This window comes from Vibrio ezurae NBRC 102218 (assembly GCF_000467185.1).
Taxonomy (GTDB): Bacteria; Pseudomonadota; Gammaproteobacteria; order Enterobacterales; family Vibrionaceae; genus Vibrio; species Vibrio ezurae.
Genome location: NZ_BATM01000049.1, coordinates 1 through 26,596 on the forward strand (window position 1 = coordinate 1; position 26,596 = coordinate 26,596).

The window sequence follows — 26,596 nt, forward strand, 5'->3', positions numbered from 1 at the left end:
CTTCGATTTGAGCATTATCAACGATAGTGGTTTCACCCAATTGCTTTGGTAAAACAAGGTTTAGGATGATAGCTACGATACCGCAAAGGCTAATGCCTTGTAGGCTGAACTCGCCAATACCAAATGCCATACCACCGATACCAAACACTAAAGTCACACCCACAATTACTAGGTTGCGAGAGTTGTGTAGATCAACGCGGTTTTGGATAAGAGTATTTAGACCCACAGTTGCAATTGAACCAAATAGCAACATCATGATGCCGCCCATTACCGGTGTTGGAATGGTTTGTAGAACGCCACCTAATTTACCGACTAGAGCAAGAACAATCGCAGTCAGTGCCGCATAGGTCATGATTTTAGGATTGTATGATTTGGTCAACATTACCGCACCGGTCACTTCACTATAAGTGGTATTTGGTGGAGCGCCCATCATACTTGCTGCCATAGTTGCCAGTCCGTCACCCGCCATAGTGCGGTGTAGGCCCGGCTTTTTCAGATAATCTTTACCCGTTACGTTTGAAATAGCCAACATATCACCAACGTGTTCTACCGCAGGAGCAATCGCTACAGGAAGCATGAACAAAATTGCGTTGATATTAAACTCTGGCGCAGTGAAGTTTGGAATCGCAAACCAAGAAGCGGTCGCAACTGGCGTGAAATCGACAATATCCGCAAACAAGCTCAAGATATAACCGACTGCAATACCACCAAAAATAGGCAGCAGCTTCAAAAAGCCTTTTGCGTAAACACTGATAATGATAGTGGTAAACAGAGACGCTAATGAAATCCAAATGGCAATTTGACCGTCGACCAACTGCATAGAACCATCACTGGTTTTACCTAGTGCCATATTCACAGCAACAGGGGCAAGGCCAAGACCAATTACCATAATCACAGGCCCTACAACGACAGGAGGAAGAAGCTTATGAATAATAGCAATGCCACGAACACGGATAATAGCGCTTAAAATGATGTATACAAAACCAGCTGCCATTAGGCCGCCCATTGTTGCAGGAACACCCCAAGTTTGAACGCCGTATAAGATTGGTGCAATAAAAGCAAAAGAAGAAGCTAAAAAGATTGGTACCGAACGCTTGGTGACCAGTTGAAAGAGTAGTGTACCAACACCAGCACCAAATAGTGCCACGTTGGCGTCCAGTCCCGTCAGTAACGGTACTAGAACAAGAGCACCAAACGCTACGAACAGCATTTGCATACCCTGCAAGATAGAAGCCATGATTTTTTCTCCATTTTTGGAAATCGACGAATCTTATCATCTACATAGAGGCTATGATATTCACTAGATCAATTTTTATTTAATCAATTCGATTCAGTAAGAAAATATTTTTGTAGTCAGTGCTTAATATCGGTAATATTAACTGTGTATTTATCCAGTATTCTAGGTGTTAATGTGTGTCGGAAAATCATCCATATTGATATGGATTGTTTCTAAACTCTGATGTGTTGATTTAAATGAATAATTTGTAAGTATTTTTATTGTCTACTACTTTTTTCTTATGGGTGGTAACTTAATGGTAAAAATGTATGCAAAGAATTAATGACAAGACTCATAACCAGCACTGGATTTATCTTGATGATAACGATGTGCCACTGCTGTTACCTTGCCTTTATAATCGTTACACCACTTTGAATGGGCTGTCTGTTGTCCATGAGAAAGTAAAGAACCCTGAGACTGAACAATATCACTTCCAATTCAAGGAGGTTGAAATTGGTGAAGATGCTCAATATGTGAGAGGTGAGAAATTGGGCGTTTTCCTTGAGTGGTTAGAGGATCATGCCAAAAAATCAAATCACCCTCTACTTACACTCGATAACCATACTGCTCTTCCCGCTGAATATATGAATACATTCATTAATGACCATCTAGTTCATACGATGGAAGCTAGTGAACTTGTCGTCAATCGTGCTGTAAGGTCATTGGGGAGTTATTACAACTGGCTTTCATTTTTTTTGATATGCCATATAAAAAAATCTTTATATATGCAGAAAATAGAGAATTAGTTCGCTCAAATAGCAAATCTAAACTCATCATAAAATATCTACTTCCAGCAACAAGAGAATTGCTTTACGCCAATACCGCTAATCTTTTGGAGGAGATTGTTTTACGCAATGGTGGAGAGCTTGGTTGTCGAACCAAAGAAAACCAAGGGTTTTATCTAGATGACTTTAAGGCTGATGGCTCTATTCAAAAAGGCTTATTGAGCCTTTTTAAAGATATCATGGCTAACCCTGATAAAGAGGAGTTTGAGTACCACCTAGCCTCTTTTCACGCAAGATATGGTTCAAAGAGAATGCTTTATATTAAGCGTTCTCACCTTGGTTTAATGAAGCGCTATTACGACCAAGAGCGGCCCAAAACTGAGAGCAATCAGTTATTGGTATCCAACTCTACCAATCACACTTTGGGTGAGCCCATAGGTGAGCAATACGGCACTCAGCTTTTTTCTAAGGTACTAGAGAAAGTTCGCAAATTAATGCAAGATAATCCAGAAGCTTACTCAGGCTACCAAGAGTTGGATAAAGCGCAGAGTTACCACCACTTAAGACACTCATTTGGCACTGATATTTTTCACGAGGGCTGCCAAAAAGCAAAGAAATCATACGAATCGATTACTACGGAATCTGCGGTGTATATTGAAACCGCAAGACGCTTAGGACACAAAGTAGATAGCAAGTATTCAAACCAAACCACCAAAGTGTACATCCATGCTAGTGGTCAGCGAGAGCAGTTATTAAAGGAGGTGGTTAATGGATAATGTAGAGAAATTTTCAAGTGCTGAGATAGAAAAGGCGCTATTCAGTGAATTTACGAAAAAGCAGCCCATTGCATCGCTAAAGTTGCCTTTCTCTGTTCGGTCAATTGCAGTTCCTAAATTTAAGGGATTCGCTCCTTTTACATGCTCAATGACGGATACGGAAGATTCCGATAAAGCCATTATCTACAAGGCAATAATTGCTGCTTACAATTATGCTTTTTTTTGATAAAAGTGCCGCGCCTTCTTCAAAAGATAAATTTCCAACGGCAGTGAAGCCGTTCATTGCATGGCTTAATACCCACACAATTGAAAATCGCTATGCCTTACTAAAATCCTACGAAACCGACCGTATGGATACTTTGGGTAATCATGGCGGCAATAGCCCACTGCTTCAATTAAAGACTCTGCTCCAGTATGCCATTGAGTCTGAATCATTAAGAAACGAATTAAATAGTGTAGTGGCATAGTGAATTTGGCCACCTAATTAGAGGTGTTAAGATGCACCTCGTACACAACAGGTGGAACTATGACAAAACGTACGAGAAGAACTTTCAGCCCAGAATTCAAACTTGAATCAGCGCAACTAGTTGTCGATCAAGGTTACTCAGTCGATGAGGCTGCTAAGGCCATGAATGTGAGCAGGTCAGCCATGGACAAGTGGGTAAGGCAGCTCAAACAAGAACGAAAAGGCATTACGCCAAAGGCCTCACCGTTGACGCCAGAACAAATTGAAATCAGAGAACTAAAAAAACGGATCGCAGAGCTTGAAGAGCACAACGAAATCATAAAAAAGGCTACAGCTCTGTTGATGTCAGACTCTCTGAAAAATTCAAGATAATCGACCGACTCAAACAGAGCTATAGCATCACTACGCTATGCAACGTCTTCGGCATTCATCGAAGTAGTTACAAGTATTGGAAGCGACGACCAAGAACCATTCCTGCATTAGAAGTTCAAACTCGAGTGCTTGTAAAAGAGGCCCATAGTGCCAGCAATGGCTCCGCAGGAGCTCGAACAATCGCAGGCATAGTAACTAATGCTGGCGTTAAATTGAGTCGCTATCGAGCAACTAAGCTTATGAAAAATCTCGGGTTAGTTAGTCGGCAACTACCGAAGCACAAATATAGGAAACAGGCGCTTGAGCATGTGGAGATCCCGAACCACCTTGAGCGACAGTTCGCTGTTACGGCCCCAAACCAAGTGTGGGTAGGTGACGTGACTTATGTCTGGACAGGAAACCGCTGGGCTTACCTAGCCGTTGTGTTGGACTTGTTTGCTCGTAAACCAATTGGTTGGGCTATGTCGTTCTCGCCCGATAGCCAGTTGACAAGCAAAGCCTTAAAAATGGCTTATGAAAGCCGTGGCAAGCCTAAAGGTGTGATGTTCCACAGTGATAGGAACGCATTACACTAGCCGAAAGTTCCGTCAGACCTTATGGCGTTATCAGATAAAACAAAGCTTATCGCGCAGAGGAAACTGCTGGGATAACAGCCCTATGGAACGCTTCTTCAGAAGCTTAAAAACAGAATGGGTGCCAGTCGGTGGCTATCAGAATTTAACAGAGGCTTGGAACAGTATTATTGGCTACATCATTAGATATTACAGCCAAATCAGGCCGCATCAGTACAATGGCGGTCTCACGCCAAATGAGTCGGAACGACTCTACTGGCAAACTTATAAAATCGTGGCCAATTTAACTTGACCACTACAAGCTTACTTTTCTACACAGCACTCTGTTTGGTATTTGGGTTATTTTGCCTTATACGAAATCATCTAGATATGTGACCAAATTAACTAAGCCTCTACAATGTCTTGTTCAATGGCTCAACTGAAAACAAAAGAAATTGATCTATTTTCCAAGTGTGATGTAGTTAGATATGAATGTTAATAGTGATATATGCACTATTGCTTTGATTGCCACCTAGATCATCTGTTTTATGTGGTACTTGTCTTTTCGTTCTTCCTCCATAACACTCTAATAAATAGGATCATTATGAAAATCATAGTAACCATATTAGCTATCATTGTAGGTGCAACCTTGGCTGGTCCTATCGGTGGTATCATTGGTTTTTTTGTTGGTGCATGGGGATATAACATTATATTTATACAGGGCAAAATCGCCCAAGCCAATAAGCGTAATTATAGTCAGCGTACTTTTAATAAACGTACTTTTAATAAACGTACTTTCGTAAGGAAAGTAAAACAATGTTGTAAAAATGAATATGGTGTCGGTGAGGGTAATGTTGAGATAATCCTAAGTAATCCCGAGTATTCTTTAATACCCAAAGGTAGCTTTCGATTTAGCGATGATGACGTGACATCTACGGCTAAGAAGATAAGCAGTATCGCAGATACAGGTGACATTTGTTTTTTCAGGAGTTTTTAATTCCATCGTTAGGTTTCGTGGTAGCGTTGCTCACTCCTTAATGCAGCGCCACTTTCCCATACTTCGTCTAATCAGTTATATCCTAATTTAGTAATATAACTGACAAAGTTTTGCCCCGAAACCGTTTAGCGCAATTGATCTACACATTTGACGACTGCCAGACGAAGTGAATTTTTCTAATGCGTAGGAATAACTATGTCAGCCTGATGAGCTGGCTGTTTGTACAGTTTATTGGGCTTATCTGACTATAAAGCATGAGAATGGCTTGCTTTGTCGTTCGCTCAATCTCGTTTTGTCGGTAGGTGCTCTTATAAGGTATGGTTAATAAGGGGGTTATCGTTTTCCTCATCTAAGATAACGAGCATTGTTAAAAAGAGATAACATGCACGCCTGTTATTAAGAATAACAGGTGGTTTCAATAAGGTTTAATATGAATTTAGAGTTTGATAGAAGAAATACAGCAAGAATATCATTGCAAGAATTTTGTTCGTGTATGGAACGTCTTATAGATGACGAATTAATGATGCAATATGCAGTTATATCTATGCATAATGCATTGCAAGGGTATATGACTATTTACCTGAGAGATAATGATCTTTTAGATACTTGGAAAAATGTTCATGCAAAAAAATGGCAAGAAGTCGAATACCCAAAAATGCTAGCTACAGAAGGTATTTATCAACCTAAAAGATACCCTCAGTTAGATTTTTTTATGGACCTTTTTGATAAAGTGTTTTCAAGTAAAGATCATAGTTTAGAACGAGAATCAATAAATGCCTTAAACGAGCAGAGAAATAATTTCATACATTTTAACACTGATTATTTCACACTAGAAAAGCAATACGCTCTTGATGCATGCGCTGAGGCTCTTAAAGCCATAATTTTTATTGCAAGCTTGGACAGAAGGTTATTCTATTACGAAGAAGAACAACAAGACTTTGAAGCGCTTTGTGAAAAAGCAAAAGGTCAGATTGATACTCACCAGTCACCTAACAAGTAAATCCACCGGACGCCTTCTGCGCCCGCTTCGCTCGGTGATTTAGGCGTTACTTTCCCATACTTCAGCTAATTCGTTCTACCCTAATTTAGTAATATAACTGACAAGGTTTTGTCCAAAAGTGAGTTTCAAACTTTGTTGTCACACTTTCGTAGGATAGCCACGTTGATTGAGTCTAAGTATCGATCTTTATTGTCAACATTGGGTTCCGCTAGCCACGATAGTAATGCACTTCGGAAGTAGAAAAGTTTTAAACTTTAATGTCCTCCGATAGTATCTGAAGCAAATTTTAGTTGGTAATTTGAGCGCCGATTAAAAGTTGAGCACTCATGCTCTCACCCTGCCTTTTTCAGTGAGTTTTTTGTCAATATCCTCAAAAACTTCATTTACATTGACTTTCTTTTTCATAATCACCACTGGTATAACAATTTAAGAGTGCGCATATTTCTGAATAGTTTAGTTTTAACATACCATCTAACCATCTAACTATCTGGCATCATTTATAAATTCATCAATACTGATACTAGATAAATAAAATTAATTATGTATAAGTAAGTAAATGATGTAACCAAATGTAGTTGTATAAAAAGCAACCTTGAGAGTATACGGGCCCAAAAAGGATTTGCTTTTTTCATAAAGCACAATTGTAAAAGCAATGATTACTAAAAGGGCTACACAAAGAGCAAAGAGGTAAATGTATATAATAGGTCCTACTTCATTATCCTTATTATGCCTCTGGTCGTTACTTACAATTGCTCCATTTGGATAGTTTCTTGTAACAACGCCATTAATGGATGATGCCTCGTTATGCCCACTATCTCTTTTTATCCAACCTTTTTTTCCAGTATGAGGGTTGATATTTCCCTCGGTCGAATAGTTATTATTAACTGTAGCGTCTGGAGCTGTACGATAGTGACCTTTAACTTGAGTACCATCACTCCGAGTGTAACCATTAACATAAACATCTTTAGCTAGAACAAAACAAGAAAAAATGGTTAGCCCGAATAAAATTATGTACCGCAACATTAATATAGTTCCTTCATATTATCGTACTGACCATTCTTGAGGTCTTAAATTTTGTTAATTAAATTGTATTGTATTGTATATTGTAATTCACTCTTTATTTGCGATTATGTTGTATTAATGAGTAGTCAAATTGTAATCCTCCCCAATAACCGACTCACGTTCATTGTCTCCGTTTACACTAAAATAAACGGAGACAATGAACATGAAAAATCACGCTATACGGAAGAGCAGATCATTAAGATCTTGAGAGAAGTGGAAGCAGGCAGAATGGTGAAAGATGTCTGTCATGAATATGGAGTGGCATTGCCAACCTACTATAACTGGAAGTCCAAATATGGGGCATGGAAGCATCTGATGTGAAGATCACAGTTCCTTGTGTTTGATTTGGTATCAACGTAAATAATACAGCAACCTTATTCACACTACGCGTAACATGTATATTCATACAGTATTTTAAACGTATATGGTATACTTCCCTCAAAATAAATCGACATCGAGCCTTAGCTCATACGCTATGTAACCATGTCGTTGCTAATGTCCTTTACGACTCTGCCAATAAAACTATAACCGTAGCGTCACACTAAAAGAATCAATTTAAACAGTGGTTTATGAAGAAAATCATTCATGTAGACCTTGATAGTTACTATGCATCTGTAGAGATGAGGGATAACCCTTCTCTACGTGGAATCCCTTTAGCAGTAGGTGGAAAAAACGGTCGAGGTGTTATTTCAACGAGCAACTACGAGGCGAGAGCCTTTGGTGTTCGCTCGGCTATGTCTACAGCAAAGGCTCTGCAACTATGCCCAAGCTTAACTGTAGTTTCAGGGAATATGGAGAAATACCGAGTTGTCTCTAAACAAATTCATGAGATATTCAGTAGGTATACTGATGTGATAGAGCCCCTTTCATTAGATGAGGCTTATTTAGATGTGACAGACTCTAAGATGTTTAACGGGTCTGCAACTCTCATTGCCCAAGACATACGGCAATCGATTGAGAGAGAACTAAATCTAACCGCTTCAGCGGGAGTTTCACCATTAAAATTCGTTTCTAAAGTTGCTTCTGACATCAATAAGCCAAATGGGATTTGTGTTGTACCGCCTGACAAGATTCAAGAGTTTATTGACCAGCTCGACTTGGGGAAAATAAATGGCGTTGGCAAAGTAACTCTTGAAAAGTTAAATAAGCTTGGTCTATATAACGGTTCAGATGTAAAAGCATTTGACCAAAGCACTTTAATCTCAAGGTTCGGTAAATTTGGTCATATTCTATGGCAAAGATGTCATGGTATTGATGAGCGAGAAATTATTGTAGAAAGAGTAAGAAAGTCGGTTGGAGTTGAAAAAACGTATTCGATTGATATTCAGAACTTGCGTGAATGTATAGAAACTATAGATCTATTGTTTATTGAATTGGAAAAGAGATTAGAGAAAGTGCTTCACGATAAACTTATTACTAAGTTGGGTGTTAAATTGAAATTCAATGATTTTCAGCTGACCACCGTCGAGCATAAACACGACAAGATGAACAAGCAGTTTTTTATAGAATTATGTGAGCAAGCGTTTGCAAGAAGCCAAGGCCGAAGTGTTCGACTAGTAGGGTTGAATGTTAGGGTTGAGCCCAAAGAAAGTACAGATCAATTACAGCTCTCTTTGTGATTTTTGCAAGTTAAAACCTTAGAAAATGTCTCTTAATCTTTGGATAATCATGAAAAAAATGTAAGGGCTTTTTGTAAGTAAATAAACCCTTTTAAGTGGTTGATTGAATTCTCTTTTAATTCGTTAAGTCACTCACAATTACACTTTTCATCTCAGGGTTGCACTTTGCTGCGGTCGAAATGCGAGACTTTCCTGAATATCGTGGACGTCCATTAGCCGTTGGTGGCAAAGAGAAGCAGCGAGGTGTATTGAGCACTTGCAACTATGAGGCGCGTCGTTTTGGTGTGCACTCGGCCATGCCTACCGCACAAGCTCTAAAGTTGTGTCCTCATTTATTGGTGGTCCCTGGGCGAATGCACATCTACAAAGAAGTTTCGATACAAATTAGAAAGATATTTCAACGTTACACACAAATTATTGAGCCTCTTTCTTTAGACGAAGCCTATCTTGATGTCACTGATAGCCCTTTATGTAATGGTTCAGCCACCTTAATTGCCCAAGCCATCCGTGCTGATATCGAAAAAGAGCTGAATTTAACCGCTTCGGCGGGAATTGCCCCGATAAAGTTTTTAGCTAAAGTTGCATCCGATATGAACAAGCCCAATGGGCAATACGTCATCGCACCGCATCAAGTACAAGAGTTTATCAATAGCATGCCTTTGCAAAAGATCCCAGGTGTCGGCAAGGTTGCACTGCAAAAATTGCATCGCTCAGGATTGTATCTTGGTGAAGACGTTTGTAAGGCGGATTATAGAGAACTATTGATACGGCATGGGCGTTTAGGCGCATCACTATGGAAACGCTGTCATGGCATTGATAACCGCAATATTGAGGTTTCAAGAGCAAGAAAGTCCATTGGCGTTGAGCGGACCTTTACCCAGAACATAGCAACACTAGCGCAGTGTTGGGAGGTCATAAAGAGTCGTCTATATCCTGAGATAGAAGGGCGGTTTAATAAAGTGGAAGCACTGCGCAACCGAGGCATTAGCAAACAGGGTATTAAGGTTAAGTTTGCCGATTTTCAAGTCACTACAATAGAAACTGGTTCACAAGAATTGAGCCTAGCCGCTTTTTATCCATTATTAGAAGAAGTGCTGCACCGTCAACAAGGTCGAGAAATTCGACTATTGGGTTTGAACGTTATGCTGCAACCAGAAGAGTCAGCAAAGCAATTAAGCCTATTGGATCACTGAGTAATTGGCGTTACAGTAATCCCCACATCACGTTACAAGGAATTTTTAATGTTAAAGCGTCTTACTTATGGCTTGTTAGTCGGTTCTCTGCTGGTGACTTCTGTGTCTCAAGCGCAATCAATAGAAGGCTACCAGGCGTGTAATGTCGACCTACACAATGAGCTACACCTAGATGGTAAAGCGGTGCAGATAATTGACGCTAATGGACACAAAGCCATTATTGAGCCAAACAAAGGCTTATCGATTAATGGCAAGTCCATTGAGCTTAGCGCAAAACAGCAGCAACAGCTTGAGCATTATCGTCAACAGTTAAACGAAAGCATCCCTAAAATAAGAGAAGTCGGGCAGTCTGGTGTGGCATTAGCCAATGAAGTTTTGGATGATGTATCAGCTAAGTTCAATAATACTCATGCATTTAATAACGTACGCACATCCATTTCTGACTATTATGCCAAACTTGAAAAACGCTATTATCACGATGGTGAATGGGTGTTAAAACCCAATGCATTTAGCAATATGCACGACAATTGGCAGAAAGATTTTGCTGATGCTCGACGCGTGTTTAATAGCGAGTTTTTTGCCAGTGCCTTTGTGGTTTTGCAGGAAAAATTTGCTTCTGAAGACGGTGTGAATTTTACTGAATTACAAAAGCAATTGGGTGAACTTAAAGTGTCAATTCAGAAAAAATTGAAAGAGCACTCACCAGAAATTACTGAAAAGGCTCAGAATTACTGTGATTCAATGGATAAACTGGCCAAAGAAGAAAAGACATTAGTGGAAAGTATTCCACAATTGAAAAATTATCAATTGTTTGAAATTTAAACAAATATTGAGTGGGGTCAGTAGCTTGCAAAAGCTTACTTTGTTGGCTTAATAAATATCTAACGATTTTATAAGAAAAACGTTTACAAAGGCGCAAACTGCTGTAGCATATAAATCGCTTCGTAAGGCAAAGTTGTTAGACAAAAGTAAGCAAAAGCAAGTTTCAAATTTTATTGTAAAAAGTAAAGTAGTGTTTTCTGTTTTTCCCTTAACTTAATGGCTAGGACTTACGAACGTGTCGCACAAGCGACGTTTAATCAATCTTAAAAAATACTAAGGGACATAACATGTCAAAGACTACTGGTACAGTAAAATGGTTTAACGAAGAAAAAGGTTTCGGTTTCATTTCTCAAGACAACGGCGGTGCTGACGTATTCGTTCACTTCCGTGCAATCGTTTCTGACGGCTTCAAAACTCTTGCTGAAGGCCAAAAAGTATCTTTCGAAGTTGAACAAGGTCAAAAAGGCCCTCAAGCTTCTAACGTTACTGTAATCTAAGTAAACCTTTAGATTAAAAGTTTCTAAAAGCCCGCTGTTTTCAGCGGGCTTTTTTCTTGTCTAGCGATCAGTCACGCGAGGCACGCTCTTCTTTTATCCAACTCAACACGGCATTGATCTTTTGATGCTTTTGCATTCCGTCAGAACAGAGTAAATAGTATTTGTTATTGCTGTTTAAGGTCGGAAATGGTACGACTAACTCCCCATCCTCGATCATCTTAGCGACAAAGCTCAATCGACCAATCGCAACCCCTAAAGAGTGTTTCGCAGCTTGGATGTTCATCCCTCTTTGGCTAAAGGTATACGCTTTTTCGTAAGGGTCGACACCAATATTAAAGTGCTTTAACCAACGTGACCAAGCATTAGATTCTTGAGCATGGATAAAGTTGATATCGTGTAAGTCTTCATAGTTTTGCTTAAACAGACCGTATTTCACCGCATATTCATGAGTACAAACGGGCACAATCCTTTCATCGAATAAAGGGTGGATATGAGTATCTTTAAGTGAGGGTTTTCCGTAGTAAATCGCAATATCAATATTGTTGAGGCGTAGATCGACCTGATCTTCTTCAATACGAATGGTCAAATTAAAGCCCGGATACTTCTGCTTGAAGTTTTTTAGGCGCGGAATCAACCAACCACTAGCAAAAGCTGGGGTCGTTGCAATGACTATCTCGCCTTTTAACTCATCTGAAGTGATATCTTCTATTTCATTGTAAATAGAGGATAGAGATTCTGTTAAAGTCTCCCTCAGGCGTTTGCCTTCTTTAGTTAACTCAAGTTTTCGAGGAAGTCGTATGAAGAGCTTAAATCCGAGATCGTCTTCCAGACCTCGTATTCTATGGCTGACAGCGCCTTGAGTTAAATTTAGCTCCGTACCTGCTTTGGTAAAACTTAGATGCTGCGAGGCAACTTCAAAAGTGTGCAGGTTTCGAAGTAAAAAAGGTTTATTCTTCAATGGATAATCCCTTTGGCATTAAAATTATTAATTCATTATATGAGTTAATTCGTTTGTTGGGACTTTTTTTTTGCTGTTAAATAAGATTTTAGAAATAAATAATTTTAAGTATTCATTTAGAGAGGGTGTATGAATGTATTAGGTTACATGCAGAAGGTAGGTAAGGCGCTGATGGTTCCAGTTGCTACATTACCCGCTGCAGCAATTTTAATGGGTATCGGTTATTGGCTCGACCCTGTGGGTTGGGGCGCAGATAATGTATTGGCATCCTTCTTAATTAAATCTGGTGGCGCAATTATCGATAACATGGCACTGCTGTTTGCTATCGGTGTGTCGTTTGGTTTAAGCCGTGATAAAAACGGTTCAGCTGCTCTTTCTGGATTTATCTGTTTTATGGTAGTTACAACGCTTCTTTCTCCAGACAGTGTTGCCCAACTGCTTCATGTGAATAAAGAACATGTACCGGCAGCCTTTAACAAAATTGGTAACCAATTTGTCGGTATCATTGTTGGTATTATTTCAGCTGAAATTTACAATAAATACTCCACCGTCGAGTTGCCAAAAGCATTGGCTTTCTTTAGTGGTAAACGCCTAGTTCCTATCCTGACTTCGATTGCAGGTATGGTATTAGCTGCGGTACTACTTTACGTATGGCCTGTAATTTATGATGCACTGATCATCTTCGGTACTAAGCTACAAGCTATGGGCCCAGTAGGTGCAGGCTTATTTGGTTTCTTCAACCGTATCTTACTGACTATTGGTATGCACCATGCTCTATACCCAGTATTTTGGTTTGACGTTGTGGGTATCAATGACATCCCTAACTTCCTAGGTGGCGCGCAATCTATTGCTAACGGTACTGCTGTGATTGGTCAAACAGGCATGTATCAAGCCGGTTTCTTCCCAATCATGATGTTTGGTCTTCCTGGTGCGGCGCTGGCGATTTATCACAGTGCAGAATCTAAAAACAAAGCAGCAGTATTCTCTATTATGCTAGCGGCGGCGATGGCTTCTTTCTTCACTGGTATCACAGAACCACTTGAATTTAGCTTTATGTTTGTGGCTCCGCTACTTTACTTGCTACACGCAGTGTTAACCGGTATTTCTCTATTCATTGCCGCACAAATGCACTGGATGGCAGGTTTTGGTTTCTCAGCAGGTTTAGTGGATTTCGTTCTATCAAGTCAGAACCCACTTGCTGTTAAATGGTACATGCTGATTGTACAAGGCCTTGCTTTCTTTGGTATCTACTACGCAGGTTTCCGCTTCTTCATTCTTAAGTTCAACCTACGCACTCCGGGTCGTGGTGAAGATCTTACAGAATCTGAAGATGAACAAGTACCAGCAGACGATCTTGGCCTAGCACAGAACTACATTGATGCTGTAGGCGGCGCGGAAAATATTCTAGAAGTTGATAACTGTATTACACGTTTACGTTTAACAGTGGTTGACTCAGGAAAAGCCGATGAAAAACGACTAAAACAGCTTGGAGCGGCAGGCGTTGTTAAAATCGGTAAAGGTGGCTTACAGGTTATTATCGGTATCGGTAAAGTCGACAAAGTTGCTGACAGTGTTAAAAAGTGCTTGAGTAAATAACGCCAATTGCTGCGATTGGTATAAGTACTAACAACTGTTTTAAATTGGAAGGTAGCGTTTTTGGCGCTACCTTTTTTTATGCACTGGATTTTTGTGCATTGAATTTTTATGCACTGATTTTTATGGATCAGCGAAGCGTGGGGGATTAACGAAATTGCTTTGCTTCGTCTAGCCAGTCAAATCCTGCACTTGCCAGTTTAGTAATCAAGCTATCTTTATCAATATCGTAGGTCTTTGCTAGCTCATCTAAATTGCCGTTGAAGTCATCACGGAGTTTCATGTTCACTATGCTCATCAGCATGACAGGGTCCATAGCCGCAAAATTACTTAGGTTCATTTGCTAGTCCTCAAAGTCAGAAATTAACAGATTAGCGGCGGCAAACGCAGCGCGTTCTCGGGTTTCTTTTGGGAGGTTAGTATCCGCTGCAATGTCATTTAATGTTTTGATAGCGCAAGTGATCGCTTGCGGAATATAGCCTTGATCACCACTACCAATTTGAGCATACAACTCACGAATGAGTTCACAACAATCATAGATTTTCATCATCTTCTCCAGAAATGAATAAGGCAGCCGAAGCTGCCTTTATTAGAATTTGCTTCTTCCCCAAACAAGGAGAGCAATAGCGCAAAGGCTTACTTTAGTAGACCTTGTAGATGAGCAACGATGTTGTCCATTTCTACAGGTACTTTTTCGCCATCGCGACGGTTTTTATATTCAAAGTGGCCGTTGTCCATACTACGATCACCGATAACTACCGTGTGCGGAATACCGATAAGCTCGATATCTTTAAACATAACGCCTGGGCGCTCTTTACGATCATCAAATAGCACTTCGATACCTTGCGCCGTTAGGTCTGCGTAAAGTTTCTCTGCCGCTTCTTTTACTCGCTCAGATTTGTGCATGTTCATTGGCACAATTGCCACTTGGAACGGTGCAATGGCTTCTGGCCAGATAATGCCGTTTTGGTCATGGTTTTGTTCGATAGCCGCTGCTACTACGCGAGTACAGCCAATGCCGTAACAACCCATTTCAACGATAGCACTCTTACCATTTGCATCCAGAACTGTCGCGTTCATAGATTTAGAGTAGTTGTTACCAAGCTGGAAGATATGACCCACTTCGATACCGCGTTTTAGTTGGATAACACCTTTACCACATGGGCTTGGATCGCCTTCCACTACGTTACGCAAGTCTTCAACTTGAGCAAGCTCAACATCACGTCCCCAGTTGATGCCAAAGTAGTGTTGACCATCTACGTTTGCACCTGCGCCAAAGTCGCTCATTACCGCTACGCTGCGGTCAACGATGAACGGCAGTTTTAGACCAACTGGACCTAGAGAACCAGGGCCTGCGCCAATGGCTGCACGAATTTCTTCTTCGCCGGCCATTTCTAGTGGTTCAGCCACTTGTGGCAGTTTCTCAGCTTTGATTTCGTTGAGTTCGTGATCGCCACGGATAATCAGTGCAATGATCTCAAACTCAGACTCTTCAGAGGCTTTAACGAATAAAGTCTTCACTGTTTTTTCAATTGGCAGTTCAAATTGCTCAACTAACTCAGCGATGGTTTTCGCGTTTGGCGTATCCACCAAAGTCATTTCTTGAGTTGGCGCCGCCAGTTCAGTAGTAGGTGCAATGGCTTCTGCTTTTTCGATGTTAGCCGCAAAATCAGATTCAGTTGAGAAGGCAATTAAATCTTCGCCACTTTCAGCCAGTACATGGAATTCATGTGAAGCGCTACCGCCGATAGAACCGGTGTCAGCCAGCACTGGACGGAAGTCCAATCCCATACGGTTGAAGACATTGCAGTATGCTTGGTGCATTTCTGCGTATGTTTCATCTAGGCTAGCTTGGTCTAGGTGGAAAGAGTAGGCATCTTTCATGATGAACTCACGAGAGCGCATTACACCAAAACGTGGGCGAACTTCGTCACGGAATTTAGTTTGGATCTGGTACAGATTGAGAGGCAGTTGCTTATAAGACTTCACCTCGTTACGAATCATATCCGTGATCACTTCTTCGTGAGTTGGACCTAATACGAATGAACGTTGGTTACGGTCTTTAATACGAAGTAGTTCTGGTCCAAACTTTTCCCAACGGCCAGTTTCTTCCCACAAGTCAGAGGGTTGTACAACGGGCATTAGGGTTTCAACTGACCCTGCATTGTCCATTTCTTCTCGAACAATGTTTTCCACTTTACGCAATACGCGTAAGCCTGTGGGCAACCAAGTGTAAAGGCCTGAGGCCAATTTACGAATCATACCTGCACGAAGCATTAGCTGGTGGCTAACTACTTCTGCGTCGTTAGGCGTTTCTTTCAATGTAGAAACTAGGTATTTACTGGTACGCATTGATGCTTTCCGTTGTAGATTTATAGAGATGTTAGGGAGTTATTTCCCTAAAAATAGCCTCTATAATAACAGTCAATCGCTTTGTGCTAAAGGGGCAATGTTCTGCACTGCAATGCAATTATCAGTAGCGATAAAGCTAACGTTCCATTCAAATAAGCTCACCGCATACGTTTTGGGATCAGGTTTGCCTTTTTTATAAGCAGGTCTGGGATCTTGCGCCAAAATTTCACTTAACGCTTGTTTGCGATAGCGGCCGTCTTGGTGCTGTTGTAAAACCGCTTCTGCCGCAGCAGAAAAGTGTACATCGACTGGGTTTGGCGCTGAATCGGCGTAGCCTCCAATGGCATCAGGAATGCTATCGGAGTACGGAATATAAGGTTTGATGTCGATAATCGGGGTGCCATCTACAAGATCAACATTACCGAGTTTGATGACCACTTGTCCTTGTTGCAGTTCCACATCGATGAGCTCTACCGCGGACATGCCAATTGCGTTAGGTCTGAATGTTGAGCGACTGGCAAACACACCTACTCTTTCATTTCCCCCCAAACGAGGTGGTCGCACGGTCGGTTTCCAACCGGATTCTATATTTTGGTCAAATAGAAACAACAGCCATAAATGTGAAAATTGCTTTAACTCACGCACCGAGGCTTCGGTATTGGCTTCTCCGACAAGATGCAGTTCGGTGGTTACTGTTGGCGCAAGGTTCGGCTGTCTAGGAATCGCAAATTTCTCTTTATATGGAGTACGTATAGTGCCGATAGGCGAAATAGTGTGCATTGTTATTCATTCCTAGAGTTAATTTTGAGCGTCGACAGTATCTGGATTTCGAGAACTAGTTGCTGAGAAACGTTCACCTGACAGGGTGTTCCTTCTTAGCAATGTAAGCTCTGCATCACTTTATTACAAACATATACTGAAAATGATGCATTGATTTGTAACTGAATATAAACGGCGCTTACTTGTTAATTATTAAAGTTTTTTTTGCAATAAATCCCTTTAAATATTGTGGTGAAAGGCACCGTTTAGCGTGCTGATGTAACTTGTCATAACTGCGTCATCTTTTCAATTTATAGCCACTCATGTATGTTTCCGCCTCCTTTTTGTCGCGCTCTAGGAATAACGCGTCATACGCTGCATACAGCAGCGCTTGAGAGCAAAAAGGAATATAAAAATAATTAAAGGAGAACTCAGGTGAATACATCTGCTTCACATACACAACAACCGCCTAAAAAGCCGTTGTTTACTCGTTTTTTAGATACCGTTGAATACCTAGGAAACTTACTACCACACCCAATCACCTTATTTGCTCTTTTTTGTGTGGGTATTTTAGTCCTATCGGGCATTGCTGGATATTTTGACGTCTCAGTTATTGACCCTCGCCCTGAAGGGGCGGCAGGTCGCAGTGCCGATGGCATTATCGAAGTGGTTAGCCTGCTTAATGGTGAAGGGCTGCGCTTGATCGTGACTAATCTTGTCACCAACTTTACTGGGTTTGCCCCACTAGGTACTGTGTTGGTGGCAATGCTAGGTGTTGCTATTGCTGAGCACTCTGGCATGTTGTCTGCGGCAATGCGCGGCTTGGTGATGAACGCATCACAGCGCATGGTGACCGTGACGGTTGTTTTTGCCGGTATCATCTCAAACACCGCCTCTGAGCTGGGCTATGTAGTATTAATCCCACTTGCGGCAATGCTCTTTCACTCTTTAGGTCGTCACCCATTAGCTGGACTAGCCGCAGCATTTGCGGGTGTCTCGGGCGGTTATTCTGCCAATCTGTTGATCGGTACGGTTGATCCATTGCTATCAGGGATCACCGAAACAGCGGCGCAGATGATTGATCCTAACTATTCGGTAGGTCCTGAATCAAACTGGTACTTTATGTTTGTTTCAACCTTCTTCATCTCGATCACTGGTGCATTTGTGACTGAGAAAATCGTTGAGCCTAAATTGGGCAAATACAATGATGAAGAAGCATCAGAAGATCTCTCCAATGACAGCATGGGCGCACTAAAGCCTGAAGAGAAGCGCGGTCTTAAATTTGCCGCTGTTGCTGTGTTGGCTGTTAGTGGTTTGATAGCACTGACCGTAGTACCTGAATGGGGCGCACTGCGTCACCCGGATACAGGCCTAGTGGCGGGCTCTCCATTTTTAAAGAGTATTGTGGCATTTATCTTTGTGTTCTTTGCCATCCCAGGTTTTGTGTATGGGCGCGTAGTGGGCACCATGAAAAACGATCGTGATGTGATTGATGCAATGGCGAAGTCGATGTCGTCGATGGGGCTGTATATCGTACTGGTGTTCTTTGCTGCGCAATTTGTGGCGTTCTTTAAGTGGACCAATTTTGGGCAAGTGTTTGCCGTTGCTGGCGCGGACTTTTTACAAACCATTGGCTTAACAGGCCCAATGCTGTTCTTTGCGTTTATTTTGATGTGTGGGTTTATTAACTTAATGATTGGCTCAGCATCGGCGCAATGGGCGGTGACCGCGCCTATTTTTGTACCTATGTTAATGCTAGTCGGCTACGCCCCAGAAACGATTCAAGCGGCATATCGTATTGGTGATTCCACAACTAACATCATCACGCCGATGATGAGCTACTTTGGCTTAATATTGGCTGTGGCGACTCGTTATATGAAAAACTTAGGGATAGGCACTTTGATATCGACTATGTTGCCGTATTCGATTTGCTTCTTGTTTGGTTGGTCTATTTTATTCTACGTGTGGGTATTTGTGTTTGGCTTGCCGGTAGGGCCGGGAGCAGCGACCTTCTATACGCCTTAAGGTAGAGAGGGGCGAGATATTTAAACGGAAAGTCTAAACGAAAAAATGGTCAGCGATAGCTGACCATTTTCTTCTGGAGTTTAGCAACGAGCAACTACCAACATTCCTTATTGATTCCTTGTCACAGCATTGCCCCAATAGAATATCCGACCTAAGATCCGTTGTGTTCACTGCAAGATTAGATTTAGGAATGCATATCAAATTTGGTGTGTAAGCGCTTGGTTTAATACGTATTTAATAGCATCCTCCTAGGATTAAAACGAAAAAAGCGCCATTCAAAGAATGGCGCTTAAAAGGGGAGGCTTAAAGTAATTCTATTATTTCAAGAAAGATCTTATTTCAAGAAAAGGTATTACTTTAAAAAGGTCTTACCAACCTTTAACTAGGCCACCTTTAAAGATTTCGTCAGCAGCTTTGTAAACTTCTTCAGTTTGGTACGCTTTAACGAAGTTTTTAACGTTTTCGCTGTTTACGTTTTCTTCACGAGCAACGATAAGGTTTACGTATGGAGATTCTTTGCTTTCTACAAAGATGCCGTCACGTTGTGGAGTAAGGTCGATAGAGCTTGCGAATGTGTTGTTGATGATAGCAAGAGTCATATCGTCTAGAGAACGAGTTAGTTGCGCTGCTTCTAGCTCAACAATTTCGATTTTCTTAGGGTTTGCTGTGATATCACGAACTGTTGCTAGCAGACCTGCGCCTTCACGTAGCTCAATAATGCCCTGTTTTTGTAGAAGAAGCAGTGAACGACCTAGGTTAGTTGGATCGTTTGGTACTGCGATGCGATCGCCTTCTTTCAACTCATCAATAGATTTGATTTTTTTAGAGTAACCCGCGATTGGGTAAACAAATGTAGTACCAGCAATAGCTAGTTTGTAACCACGATCAGCAATTTGTTGGTCTAGGTATGGTTTGTGTTGGAATGCGTTGATATCAACAGAACCATCATCAAGAGCAGCGTTTGGTGTAACGTAATCTGTGAAAGTTACTAGCTCAACATCTAGGCCGTATTTTTCTTTCGCTACTTTAGCCGCAATCTCAGCAACTTGTGCTTCAGCACCAGCCATAACGCCCAGTTTGATCTTGTTGCTGTCTTGTTCTTTATCACCACAGCCAGCAAGGATTAGCGCTGAAGCCGCTACTGCAACCGTGAAAATTTGCTTAAGATTAAATTTCATGAGTTTCTCCGTGTAATATTTCGTTTCTTATCTGTGGTCAACTTTACTAACCAGTGCGTCACCCACAGATTGAATGATTTGCACTAATATAATGAGCATAACAATAGTCACAGCCATGATGATGATATCGTAGCGGTAGAAACCGTAACGAATGGCAACATCACCTAGACCGCCACCGCCAACAGTGCCTGCCATTGCCGAGTAGCTAACTAAGGTGACTAACGTAATGGTGACAGAGTTAATGATGGTTGGTAGCGCTTCTGGAAGCAGTACCTTAGTAATAATTTGCAGTGGCGTAGCACCCATAGATTGCGCCGCTTCTACCAGGCCACTTGGAACTTCTAACAGTGCGCCTTCAATTAAGCGTGCCACAAATGGAATTGCGCCAATGGTCAAAGGAACGATAGCCGCTGTGGTACCGATAAAAGTACCAATTAGCAGTTTCGTTAATGGAATTATAGCTACCATCAATACAATAAATGGAACACTTCGACCAATATTGATGATTGCGCCTAATACAGAGTTAAGGCGCGGGCTTTCTAATAGACCACCACGTTTAGTCGTGTGCAGAATAACCCCTAGCGGGATGCCAACTAAAAAGCCAACAATGCCTGAAAACGCCACCATATAAAGTGTTTGCCATGTTGCCTTGAGCAAAAGGCTGTTATTTGCGCTGAACCAGTCAGCAAATACATCATAAGACATAGCCTAGAACCTCGACTTTAATTTTTTGTTCTTGAAGATAGTTAATAGCCGCATCGTAGGATTCTTCATCGCCATATACTTCTGCGACCATCATGCCGAACTTAACGCCGCCAGCATAATCCAAGTCTGAACTTAGAATAGAAATATCAATATTGAATTTACGTGCAATTTGGCTGATAACCGGTGCATTCACACTGGCACCGGTAAACTCTAAGCGAACTAAAGCGTAGCTTCCTTCGCAGCGCTCTTTTTGCAGGCGTGATTCATAATCTTCTGGAATAGAGAGATCAAGTGTAGAGCGTATAAATTGGTGAGCCAGTTCTGTTTTAGGGTGCGCAAAAATAGTGCCTACAGTGCCTTTTTCGACCAGTTCGCCACCACCAATAATTGCCACTTCGTGACAGATGTTTTTCACCACATCCATTTCGTGGGTGATGATTAAAATGGTAATCCCCAGTTGACGGTTGATGGTTTTTAATAGCGCAAGGATAGATTGCGTAGTCGCAGGATCAAGTGCGCTGGTGGCTTCATCACAAAGCAACACTTTAGGGTCACTGGAAAGCGCTCTCGCTATCGCTACACGTTGTTTTTGACCGCCACTTAGGTTAGCAGGGTAGGTATTACGTTTGTCAGCCAGTCCGACAAGACCCAATAGCTCAACCACTTTGTTTTCGATGTATTGTTTGTCTTTACCCGCAAGCTCTAGCGGCAATGCGATGTTTTCAAACACAGTACGAGAAGAAAGCAAATTAAAGTGTTGAAAAATCATACCTATGTTGCGGCGTGCTTCTGACAATTCTTTTTTAGATAACTTAGTCAGATCGATACCATCAACGATAACTTCGCCACTGGTCGGTGCTTCAAGCATGTTTACACAACGAATTAGAGTACTTTTACCAGCACCAGACGAACCAATAACACCAAAGATATTGCCTTTGGCGATGGTCAAATTGATATCTTTCAAGGCATTGATTGCGGTTTTGCCTTGGTAGAATACCTTGTTAACTTGCTTAATCTCTATCATCAAAAAGCCTGCTTGATTAGGGAGAGGATCTAAAATCTTCCAGAGATGCTAGATAGTTCACAGAATGAAGTCAATAGATATTTTTACGTCTAGACGTCTAAAGCTTAAAACGTAGGTGCGAGTGATTCCAAAGCGTGCGATAATTATCCCCATATAAAGCAAACAATGCAGAGTAATTTACCGTGTCTAAACCCGCTGTTTTTTTGGATCGTGATGGTGTCATTAATGTTGATCATGGTTATGTCCATGATGAGCATGATTTTGAATATATTCCTGGAGTTTTTGAAGCGACAGAACAGCTACAAAAAATGGGTTATATGCTAGTGCTAGTGACCAATCAATCGGGCATTGCACGCGGTAAGTTCACCGAAGAGCGATTTGAATCGTTAACGCAGTGGATGGATTGGAATTTCTCTGACCATGGTGTGGAGTTTGATGGTATCTATTATTGCCCGCACCATCCTGAACACGGTATCGGTGAATACAAACAAGATTGTGACTGTCGCAAACCTAAGCCGGGTATGTTTATTTCGGCGCGAGATTTTCTAAACATTGATATGGAAAACTCGGTTATGGTTGGTGATAAAGCAGAAGATCTTATGGCTGCAGAAGCTGCGGGTGTTAAAACTAAGATTTTAGTGCGTACGGGTAAGCCAGTTACTGACAAAGGTGAAGCCATTGCCTCGGTTGTACTCGATAGTATTAAAGACGTACCAGCCTATTTAGCACAGCAGTAGAACGACTTAGTCATTAAGTCGCTTAGCTTTGTAAGTTAAATGATTGTTCAGGCTTTGATTATGTCAAAGCCTGTTTTGTCTGTATTTTTAATCATGCGTATTTTTATCTAATTTTTCGCTATATCCAAACTTGTATCCGATAAATAGCGCTCCCTTCATCAACCACTAACTATCTACAATTCAATACAACTTCTCAACGTAATTGCAGTGATCATTACTGTCTAAACGTCAAAAAAATCGATAATTTCGCATTAAATTGCGTTTCACAAAATTAAGAGTTAGTTATCTTTTATCGAACAGTTTGGCCGAAATTGTTGTTAACATCGTGTAATTTTCAATTTACACGGTGTAAAGTTGAAGGCCTCAAATAAGATAATCCCATATTAGACCTTTATTCTGTAGGAAAATTAGGTAAATATACCTATAAGAAACAGGGACAAAAAGAATTTGTGATACAAATTTATTTCGGTAAAATGCCGCCATTGCCGTGACGAAAACGTTTGCGTTTAGTCATTGTATGGCTTTTTTAGCTATTTACAGTTTAATCTGAGTCAGGAGATACAGATGCTAAAGCGTGATATGAACATCGCTGATTACGATGCGGATCTATTTGCCGCTATTCAAGAAGAGACAGTGCGCCAAGAAGAGCACATTGAGCTTATCGCTTCAGAAAACTACACCAGCCCACGTGTAATGGAAGCACAGGGTTCACAGTTAACTAACAAATACGCCGAAGGTTATCCGGGTAAGCGTTACTACGGTGGCTGTGAGTATGTTGATAAAGTTGAAACTTTAGCTATCGAACGTGCATGTGAATTGTTTGGTGCAGATTACGCGAACGTTCAGCCACACTCAGGTTCACAAGCAAACAACGCAGTATACATGGCGCTGTTAAATGCAGGTGATACTGTTTTAGGTATGAGCCTTGCGCATGGCGGTCACTTAACTCACGGTTCTCCAGTTAACTTCTCTGGCAAGCTATATAACATCATCCCTTACGGTATTGATGAGAATGGTCAAATTGACTACGAAGAAATGGAAGCACTGGCTGTTGAACACAAGCCTAAGATGATCATCGGTGGCTTCTCTGCTTACTCACAAGTGTGTGATTGGGCGCGTATGCGTGAAATCGCCGACAAAGTGGGCGCGTACTTCTTCGTTGATATGGCGCACGTTGCAGGTCTTATTGCAGCAGGTGTTTACCCTAACCCAGTGCCACATGCGCACGTTGTAACAACTACAACGCATAAAACTTTAGCTGGCCCTCGTGGTGGCTTAATCCTTTCTAACGAAGGTGAAGCGCTGTACAAGAAACTGAATTCAGCGGTATTCCCTGGCGGTCAAGGTGGCCCTCTAATGCACGTTATCGCGGGTAAAGCGGTAGCCTTTAAAGAAGCACTAGAGCCAGAATTTAAAGATTACCAAGCTCGCGTTGTTGCTAACGCAAAAGCAATGGTTGCTGAGTTCTTAGCGCGTGGATACAACATCGTATCTGGCTCTACTGAGAACCACTTGTTCCTTGTTGATCTTATTGATAAAGACATCACAGGTAAAGAAGCCGATGCCGCTCTAGGCTCTGCGAACATTACTGTGAACAAAAACTCGGTACCGAATGATCCTCGCAGCCCATTTGTCACATCGGGTATTCGTGTAGGTTCACCTTCAATCACTCGTCGTGGCTTTACTGAAGAAGACGCGAAAAACCTTGCGGGCTGGATGTGTGACATCCTAGACAACCTAGGCGATGAGTCTGTTATTGAAGCAACTAAAGCGAAAGTACTAGAGATTTGTAAGCGTAAACCTGTTTACGCATAACGGACAAACAATAGTGAAAACAAAAGCGAGCCTTGAACGGCTCGCTTTTTTATTGCGCCCAAGCAAATGACGACTCAGCTTTCTAGATAGATCATAAACAAGCGTGCATCGAGTTCAAGCTGGTGGTAGTTCGGTTCCATATGACAGCATAAAGCGTAAAAGGCTTTGTTGTGCTCTTTTTCTTTAAGGTGTGCCAGTTCGTGCACGATCAACATACGCAATAAAGGCTCAGGCGCATTTTTAAATACGCTAGCAATACGAATTTCGTTTTTGGATTTTACTTTACTGCCTTGAACTCGCTGTACATAAGAGTGCAAACCTAGCGCATTGTTGATGAGATGAATTTTGTTGTCATAGATGACTTTACTCAGCGGCGCTGTTTTCTTTAAAAAACGGTTTTTAATCTGCATCGTGTACTCAAACAGGGCTTTTTCATGTTTGATACTATGTTGGGTAGGGTAGCGCTGCTCAAACCATTTTTTGAGATTGCCTGACTCGATTAGTTGCCTAACAGGCGTCACTATATGTTCGGGATAACCTTGAACATATCGAAGTAAAGGGTTCATCGTATTCCAATTGAAAGGCTAGAAGTGCTTTATTTTACCTGATTTTGTTACATGGCAAATAAAAAAAAGTATCTACTTACTTCATGTAAGGCATTACGCTTTTGTGGTGCTTTAACCGAGTTATTGCGCTCAAAACGCCTTAATGTATAGTTATCAGATTCATTGAGGCGTTGCTTTCTCGGACAGATATTTGTTCTAAGTCCCACTCTTCGGCACAGCTTTTTAACACGTTATTGGACAGAACTGAGTTACTAACAGTACGGGCTAGATCAGCATTCAATCGAAGTTCGTTAGTAACTTTACTAATGTAGCCAGATATAAGGACTGCTAGGTAGTAGTTCTTCGTTTTGAAAAGTTATCCTAGTTCAGAATAAGCTATCCACTAGCTGAATACTCTAAATTTTTGAACTGGACCCATACACATTTCTTCGATTAATGTGCAAATTCTGTAAATAGCAAAACTTGCGCACTTACCCCCGCTAACGAGATATCAATGATTAATGCATTCTAGATCTCGTAGCAATGAGGCTATGAGTAATAGAGAATCCAATATGGCAGGATTTAAAGATGGCTATCAGCCAACTCAAGACGATTTAGACAACCGTTCTCGTCAACTAGACCCAGAGCACGATGCTTATTGGCAGTCTCGTGGTGAGGACAGTCGCTCGCAAGAAAAGGAGGCATAACAATGAGTAATAACAACAACTGGCCAACTAAAAACGGGTCAAGTAATCCATCTGGTGGTGGCAGAACAAACAACCCGCCACGTAAATAATCACGCCAAAGCTGCCAATTGTGGCAGCTTTTTTTTGAAGTATTTAAAGTAAATAGTGTAACGACTCTCAGAAAACGTGTTTTGAAACTCTTCCGTCCACGGTTTCATTCTTGGATCTCCCAATCGCTTATCTAGACCAATACAAATCATCGCAACCAACATAATGGGCAGCACACAGCCATCAGTATACATATTATCAAAGAACCGTTTTAACGTCTTACTCGTAGGGTGTGTTTTCCCTGAACGCCACTCCCTCAACGTTTTAGTTTGAGCTTCGAACAGTGAGGTTTCGTGCTCGTGCGTTGTATCTCTTTTTATAGGAATAAACTTAGCTAGGTGATAATCACTATAATCACCTAGCTCTCTTAAATGATTTATAAGCTTACTCAAATAGGTTTTCCCGTCTTGCTTAAACACATGAGCAAATACCCCATGCTCATACTTTGATATGAGGTTAAAGTTGTCGAGTATAGTAAAATCGAGCGCTGCTAAAAGGGATAGGTGGAAGTCATAGAACCAATATTGAATATAAAGCCTATTTGTGCCGTTCTCCTCTTGTTGTATATCATCACTTGCTAAGACTCGAAGTATCTCTCTCTGCTCTCCCTGTGACAATAATGTTCGGGGTAATGCCAATTGATAAAATGATACTAGTAACTCAGTTTGATTATCTGGAGTTAGTCTAGGGCTGTTATCAATAACATGTTTAATCGGCTGATAAAGCTCGTTTCTGTGATTAAGAAAAGAATGTAA

General features: G+C 41.3%; 27 protein-coding genes and 2 pseudogenes. 17 read left to right on the forward strand and 12 right to left on the reverse strand.

Translation table 11 applies throughout. The annotated features are described in order from the left end of the window. Window positions 1-1,237: uracil-xanthine permease family protein (locus tag VEZ01S_RS14180; protein WP_021714742.1), on the reverse strand; the 1,237-nt coding region annotated here is incomplete at its 3' end. A gap of 308 nt (window positions 1,238-1,545) precedes the next feature. On the opposite strand from VEZ01S_RS14180, the gene VEZ01S_RS17000 reads away from it, so the two are divergent. The 7 genes and pseudogenes from VEZ01S_RS17000 (at window position 1,546) to VEZ01S_RS14215 (ending at window position 6,163) form a co-directional block, all read left to right on the forward strand. Further along, the gene (locus VEZ01S_RS17000) at window positions 1,546-2,022 is read left to right on the forward strand and encodes a hypothetical protein (RefSeq protein WP_021714743.1); all 477 of its coding nucleotides are present in this window, start codon (window positions 1,546-1,548) and stop codon (window positions 2,020-2,022) included. A gap of 59 nt (window positions 2,023-2,081) precedes the next feature. Next, on the forward strand, window positions 2,082-2,777 hold the full coding sequence (locus VEZ01S_RS17005; protein WP_235868503.1) for a site-specific integrase: 696 nt from the start codon (window positions 2,082-2,084) through the stop codon (window positions 2,775-2,777). Next, on the forward strand, window positions 2,770-3,003 hold the full coding sequence (locus VEZ01S_RS14190; RefSeq protein WP_021714745.1) for a hypothetical protein: 234 nt from the start codon (window positions 2,770-2,772) through the stop codon (window positions 3,001-3,003). The genes VEZ01S_RS17005 and VEZ01S_RS14190 overlap by 8 nt, the downstream gene beginning before the upstream one ends. Then, window positions 2,975-3,244 (forward strand): hypothetical protein, encoded by a 270-nt coding sequence (locus tag VEZ01S_RS14195; RefSeq protein ID WP_021714746.1) that lies wholly within the window; start codon window positions 2,975-2,977, stop codon window positions 3,242-3,244. The genes VEZ01S_RS14190 and VEZ01S_RS14195 overlap by 29 nt, the downstream gene beginning before the upstream one ends. Before the next feature lie 59 nt (window positions 3,245-3,303). Then, a pseudogene (locus tag VEZ01S_RS14205) lies at window positions 3,304-4,479 on the forward strand (IS3 family transposase). 291 nt (window positions 4,480-4,770) lie between these two features. Then, complete coding sequence (locus tag VEZ01S_RS14210) at window positions 4,771-5,163, forward strand: DUF4564 domain-containing protein (RefSeq protein WP_021714750.1); 393 nt, start codon at window positions 4,771-4,773, stop codon at window positions 5,161-5,163. 430 nt (window positions 5,164-5,593) lie between these two features. Next, a complete protein-coding gene (locus tag VEZ01S_RS14215) occupies window positions 5,594-6,163 on the forward strand; it encodes a hypothetical protein (RefSeq protein ID WP_021714751.1) in 570 nt (189 codons plus the stop codon). A 534-nt stretch (window positions 6,164-6,697) separates the two neighbouring features. Here the strand turns inward: VEZ01S_RS14215 and VEZ01S_RS16425 are convergent. Continuing rightward, window positions 6,698-7,186, reverse strand: coding sequence for a hypothetical protein (locus VEZ01S_RS16425; RefSeq protein ID WP_021714752.1), 489 nt, complete (start codon window positions 7,184-7,186; stop codon window positions 6,698-6,700). Between the two features lie 183 nt (window positions 7,187-7,369). Here VEZ01S_RS16425 and VEZ01S_RS16675 point away from each other — a divergent pair. From VEZ01S_RS16675 to cspE, 5 genes and pseudogenes are all read left to right on the forward strand, one after another. Then, window positions 7,370-7,548: pseudogene (locus VEZ01S_RS16675) on the forward strand (transposase); the annotation flags it as partial. A gap of 246 nt (window positions 7,549-7,794) precedes the next feature. Beyond that, window positions 7,795-8,844, forward strand: a complete 1,050-nt coding sequence (gene dinB / locus VEZ01S_RS14230; RefSeq protein WP_021714754.1) for a DNA polymerase IV — start codon at window positions 7,795-7,797, stop codon at window positions 8,842-8,844. Window positions 8,845-8,981: 137 nt separating this feature from the next. Next, the gene (dinB, locus tag VEZ01S_RS14235; protein ID WP_040891083.1) at window positions 8,982-10,037 is read left to right on the forward strand and encodes a DNA polymerase IV; all 1,056 of its coding nucleotides are present in this window, start codon (window positions 8,982-8,984) and stop codon (window positions 10,035-10,037) included. Window positions 10,038-10,085: 48 nt separating this feature from the next. Further along, the gene (locus VEZ01S_RS14240; protein ID WP_021714756.1) at window positions 10,086-10,859 is read left to right on the forward strand and encodes a YggN family protein; all 774 of its coding nucleotides are present in this window, start codon (window positions 10,086-10,088) and stop codon (window positions 10,857-10,859) included. A 287-nt stretch (window positions 10,860-11,146) separates the two neighbouring features. Next, window positions 11,147-11,356 carry a transcription antiterminator/RNA stability regulator CspE gene (gene cspE, locus VEZ01S_RS14245; RefSeq protein WP_021714757.1) on the forward strand — a complete coding sequence of 70 codons (210 nt, stop codon included), beginning with the start codon at window positions 11,147-11,149 and terminating at the stop codon, window positions 11,354-11,356. Between the two features lie 67 nt (window positions 11,357-11,423). Here the strand turns inward: cspE and VEZ01S_RS14250 are convergent, their stop codons facing one another. Beyond that, entirely contained in the window at window positions 11,424-12,314 is an 891-nt protein-coding gene (locus VEZ01S_RS14250) for a LysR substrate-binding domain-containing protein (RefSeq protein WP_021714758.1), read from the reverse strand. A gap of 129 nt (window positions 12,315-12,443) precedes the next feature. Here VEZ01S_RS14250 and nagE point away from each other — a divergent pair, with 129 nt between their 5' ends. Continuing rightward, the gene (nagE, locus tag VEZ01S_RS14255) at window positions 12,444-13,910 is read left to right on the forward strand and encodes an N-acetylglucosamine-specific PTS transporter subunit IIBC (protein WP_021714759.1); all 1,467 of its coding nucleotides are present in this window, start codon (window positions 12,444-12,446) and stop codon (window positions 13,908-13,910) included. A 145-nt stretch (window positions 13,911-14,055) separates the two neighbouring features. Here nagE and VEZ01S_RS14260 read toward each other — a convergent pair whose 3' ends face one another. The 4 genes from VEZ01S_RS14260 to tsaA all read right to left on the reverse strand — a co-directional run bounded on the left by VEZ01S_RS14260 (window position 14,056) and on the right by tsaA (window position 17,039). After that, on the reverse strand, window positions 14,056-14,247 hold the full coding sequence (locus tag VEZ01S_RS14260) for a DUF4250 domain-containing protein (RefSeq protein WP_021714760.1): 192 nt from the start codon (window positions 14,245-14,247) through the stop codon (window positions 14,056-14,058). A gap of 3 nt (window positions 14,248-14,250) precedes the next feature. Beyond that, complete coding sequence (locus tag VEZ01S_RS14265) at window positions 14,251-14,454, reverse strand: YaeP family protein (protein ID WP_021714761.1); 204 nt, start codon at window positions 14,452-14,454, stop codon at window positions 14,251-14,253. An 89-nt stretch (window positions 14,455-14,543) separates the two neighbouring features. After that, a complete protein-coding gene (locus tag VEZ01S_RS14270; protein WP_021714762.1) occupies window positions 14,544-16,259 on the reverse strand; it encodes a proline--tRNA ligase in 1,716 nt (571 codons plus the stop codon). A gap of 72 nt (window positions 16,260-16,331) precedes the next feature. After that, on the reverse strand, window positions 16,332-17,039 hold the full coding sequence (gene tsaA, locus VEZ01S_RS14275) for a tRNA (N6-threonylcarbamoyladenosine(37)-N6)-methyltransferase TrmO (protein ID WP_021714763.1): 708 nt from the start codon (window positions 17,037-17,039) through the stop codon (window positions 16,332-16,334). Between the two features lie 414 nt (window positions 17,040-17,453). On the opposite strand from tsaA, the gene VEZ01S_RS14280 reads away from it, so the two are divergent. Next, window positions 17,454-19,043, forward strand: coding sequence for an AbgT family transporter (locus tag VEZ01S_RS14280; protein WP_021714765.1), 1,590 nt, complete (start codon window positions 17,454-17,456; stop codon window positions 19,041-19,043). Window positions 19,044-19,411: 368 nt separating this feature from the next. On the opposite strand, the gene VEZ01S_RS14285 is transcribed toward VEZ01S_RS14280, so the two are convergent. The 3 genes from VEZ01S_RS14285 to metN are packed head-to-tail and all read right to left on the reverse strand — an operon-like array spanning window position 19,412 to window position 21,950. Continuing rightward, window positions 19,412-20,221: a MetQ/NlpA family lipoprotein gene (locus tag VEZ01S_RS14285; protein ID WP_021714766.1), complete on the reverse strand. Its 810-nt coding sequence runs from the start codon at window positions 20,219-20,221 to the stop codon at window positions 19,412-19,414. Window positions 20,222-20,248: 27 nt separating this feature from the next. Next, the gene (locus VEZ01S_RS14290) at window positions 20,249-20,926 is read right to left on the reverse strand and encodes a methionine ABC transporter permease (protein WP_021714767.1); all 678 of its coding nucleotides are present in this window, start codon (window positions 20,924-20,926) and stop codon (window positions 20,249-20,251) included. Then, a complete protein-coding gene (gene metN / locus VEZ01S_RS14295) occupies window positions 20,916-21,950 on the reverse strand; it encodes a methionine ABC transporter ATP-binding protein MetN (protein ID WP_021714768.1) in 1,035 nt (344 codons plus the stop codon). Before metN ends, VEZ01S_RS14290 begins: the two co-directional genes overlap by 11 nt. Before the next feature lie 182 nt (window positions 21,951-22,132). On the opposite strand from metN, the gene gmhB reads away from it, so the two are divergent. Together gmhB and glyA are read left to right on the forward strand one after the other, a co-directional pair. After that, window positions 22,133-22,687, forward strand: a complete 555-nt coding sequence (gmhB, locus tag VEZ01S_RS14300; RefSeq protein WP_021714769.1) for a D-glycero-beta-D-manno-heptose 1,7-bisphosphate 7-phosphatase — start codon at window positions 22,133-22,135, stop codon at window positions 22,685-22,687. A gap of 564 nt (window positions 22,688-23,251) precedes the next feature. After that, on the forward strand, window positions 23,252-24,502 hold the full coding sequence (gene glyA / locus VEZ01S_RS14305; RefSeq protein ID WP_021714770.1) for a serine hydroxymethyltransferase: 1,251 nt from the start codon (window positions 23,252-23,254) through the stop codon (window positions 24,500-24,502). 74 nt (window positions 24,503-24,576) lie between these two features. On the opposite strand, the gene VEZ01S_RS14310 is transcribed toward glyA, so the two are convergent. Then, a complete protein-coding gene (locus tag VEZ01S_RS14310; protein ID WP_021714771.1) occupies window positions 24,577-25,068 on the reverse strand; it encodes a M48 metallopeptidase family protein in 492 nt (163 codons plus the stop codon). A gap of 551 nt (window positions 25,069-25,619) precedes the next feature. On the opposite strand from VEZ01S_RS14310, the gene VEZ01S_RS17010 reads away from it, so the two are divergent. Further along, window positions 25,620-25,754 carry a hypothetical protein gene (locus VEZ01S_RS17010; RefSeq protein WP_255209332.1) on the forward strand — a complete coding sequence of 45 codons (135 nt, stop codon included), beginning with the start codon at window positions 25,620-25,622 and terminating at the stop codon, window positions 25,752-25,754. An 89-nt stretch (window positions 25,755-25,843) separates the two neighbouring features. Here the strand turns inward: VEZ01S_RS17010 and VEZ01S_RS16870 are convergent. Then, the coding region (locus VEZ01S_RS16870; RefSeq protein WP_021714773.1) for a hypothetical protein at window positions 25,844-26,596 on the reverse strand (753 nt) is incomplete at its 5' end.

What these genes read in the sequence shown, in the direction of transcription:
- nagE (WP_021714759.1), top strand. Translation starts at nt 12,444, where the DNA reads ATGAATGTATTAGGTTACATGCAGAAGGTAGGTAAGGCGCTGATGGTT.
- VEZ01S_RS14270 (WP_021714762.1), bottom strand. Translation starts at nt 16,259, where the DNA reads ATGCGTACCAGTAAATACCTAGTTTCTACATTGAAAGAAACGCCTAAC.
- dinB (WP_021714754.1), top strand. Translation starts at nt 7,795, where the DNA reads ATGAAGAAAATCATTCATGTAGACCTTGATAGTTACTATGCATCTGTA.
- VEZ01S_RS14260 (WP_021714760.1), bottom strand. Translation starts at nt 14,247, where the DNA reads ATGAACCTAAGTAATTTTGCGGCTATGGACCCTGTCATGCTGATGAGC.
- VEZ01S_RS17000 (WP_021714743.1), top strand. Translation starts at nt 1,546, where the DNA reads ATGCAAAGAATTAATGACAAGACTCATAACCAGCACTGGATTTATCTT.
- VEZ01S_RS16425 (WP_021714752.1), bottom strand. Translation starts at nt 7,186, where the DNA reads ATGTTGCGGTACATAATTTTATTCGGGCTAACCATTTTTTCTTGTTTT.
- VEZ01S_RS14285 (WP_021714766.1), bottom strand. Translation starts at nt 20,221, where the DNA reads ATGAAATTTAATCTTAAGCAAATTTTCACGGTTGCAGTAGCGGCTTCA.
- cspE (WP_021714757.1), top strand. Translation starts at nt 11,147, where the DNA reads ATGTCAAAGACTACTGGTACAGTAAAATGGTTTAACGAAGAAAAAGGT.
- glyA (WP_021714770.1), top strand. Translation starts at nt 23,252, where the DNA reads ATGCTAAAGCGTGATATGAACATCGCTGATTACGATGCGGATCTATTT.
- VEZ01S_RS14310 (WP_021714771.1), bottom strand. Translation starts at nt 25,068, where the DNA reads ATGAACCCTTTACTTCGATATGTTCAAGGTTATCCCGAACATATAGTG.
- metN (WP_021714768.1), bottom strand. Translation starts at nt 21,950, where the DNA reads ATGATAGAGATTAAGCAAGTTAACAAGGTATTCTACCAAGGCAAAACC.
- VEZ01S_RS17010 (WP_255209332.1), top strand. Translation starts at nt 25,620, where the DNA reads ATGGCAGGATTTAAAGATGGCTATCAGCCAACTCAAGACGATTTAGAC.
- VEZ01S_RS14190 (WP_021714745.1), top strand. Translation starts at nt 2,770, where the DNA reads ATGGATAATGTAGAGAAATTTTCAAGTGCTGAGATAGAAAAGGCGCTA.
- tsaA (WP_021714763.1), bottom strand. Translation starts at nt 17,039, where the DNA reads ATGCACACTATTTCGCCTATCGGCACTATACGTACTCCATATAAAGAG.
- VEZ01S_RS14210 (WP_021714750.1), top strand. Translation starts at nt 4,771, where the DNA reads ATGAAAATCATAGTAACCATATTAGCTATCATTGTAGGTGCAACCTTG.
- VEZ01S_RS14290 (WP_021714767.1), bottom strand. Translation starts at nt 20,926, where the DNA reads ATGTCTTATGATGTATTTGCTGACTGGTTCAGCGCAAATAACAGCCTT.
- VEZ01S_RS14215 (WP_021714751.1), top strand. Translation starts at nt 5,594, where the DNA reads ATGAATTTAGAGTTTGATAGAAGAAATACAGCAAGAATATCATTGCAA.
- VEZ01S_RS14240 (WP_021714756.1), top strand. Translation starts at nt 10,086, where the DNA reads ATGTTAAAGCGTCTTACTTATGGCTTGTTAGTCGGTTCTCTGCTGGTG.
- VEZ01S_RS14265 (WP_021714761.1), bottom strand. Translation starts at nt 14,454, where the DNA reads ATGAAAATCTATGATTGTTGTGAACTCATTCGTGAGTTGTATGCTCAA.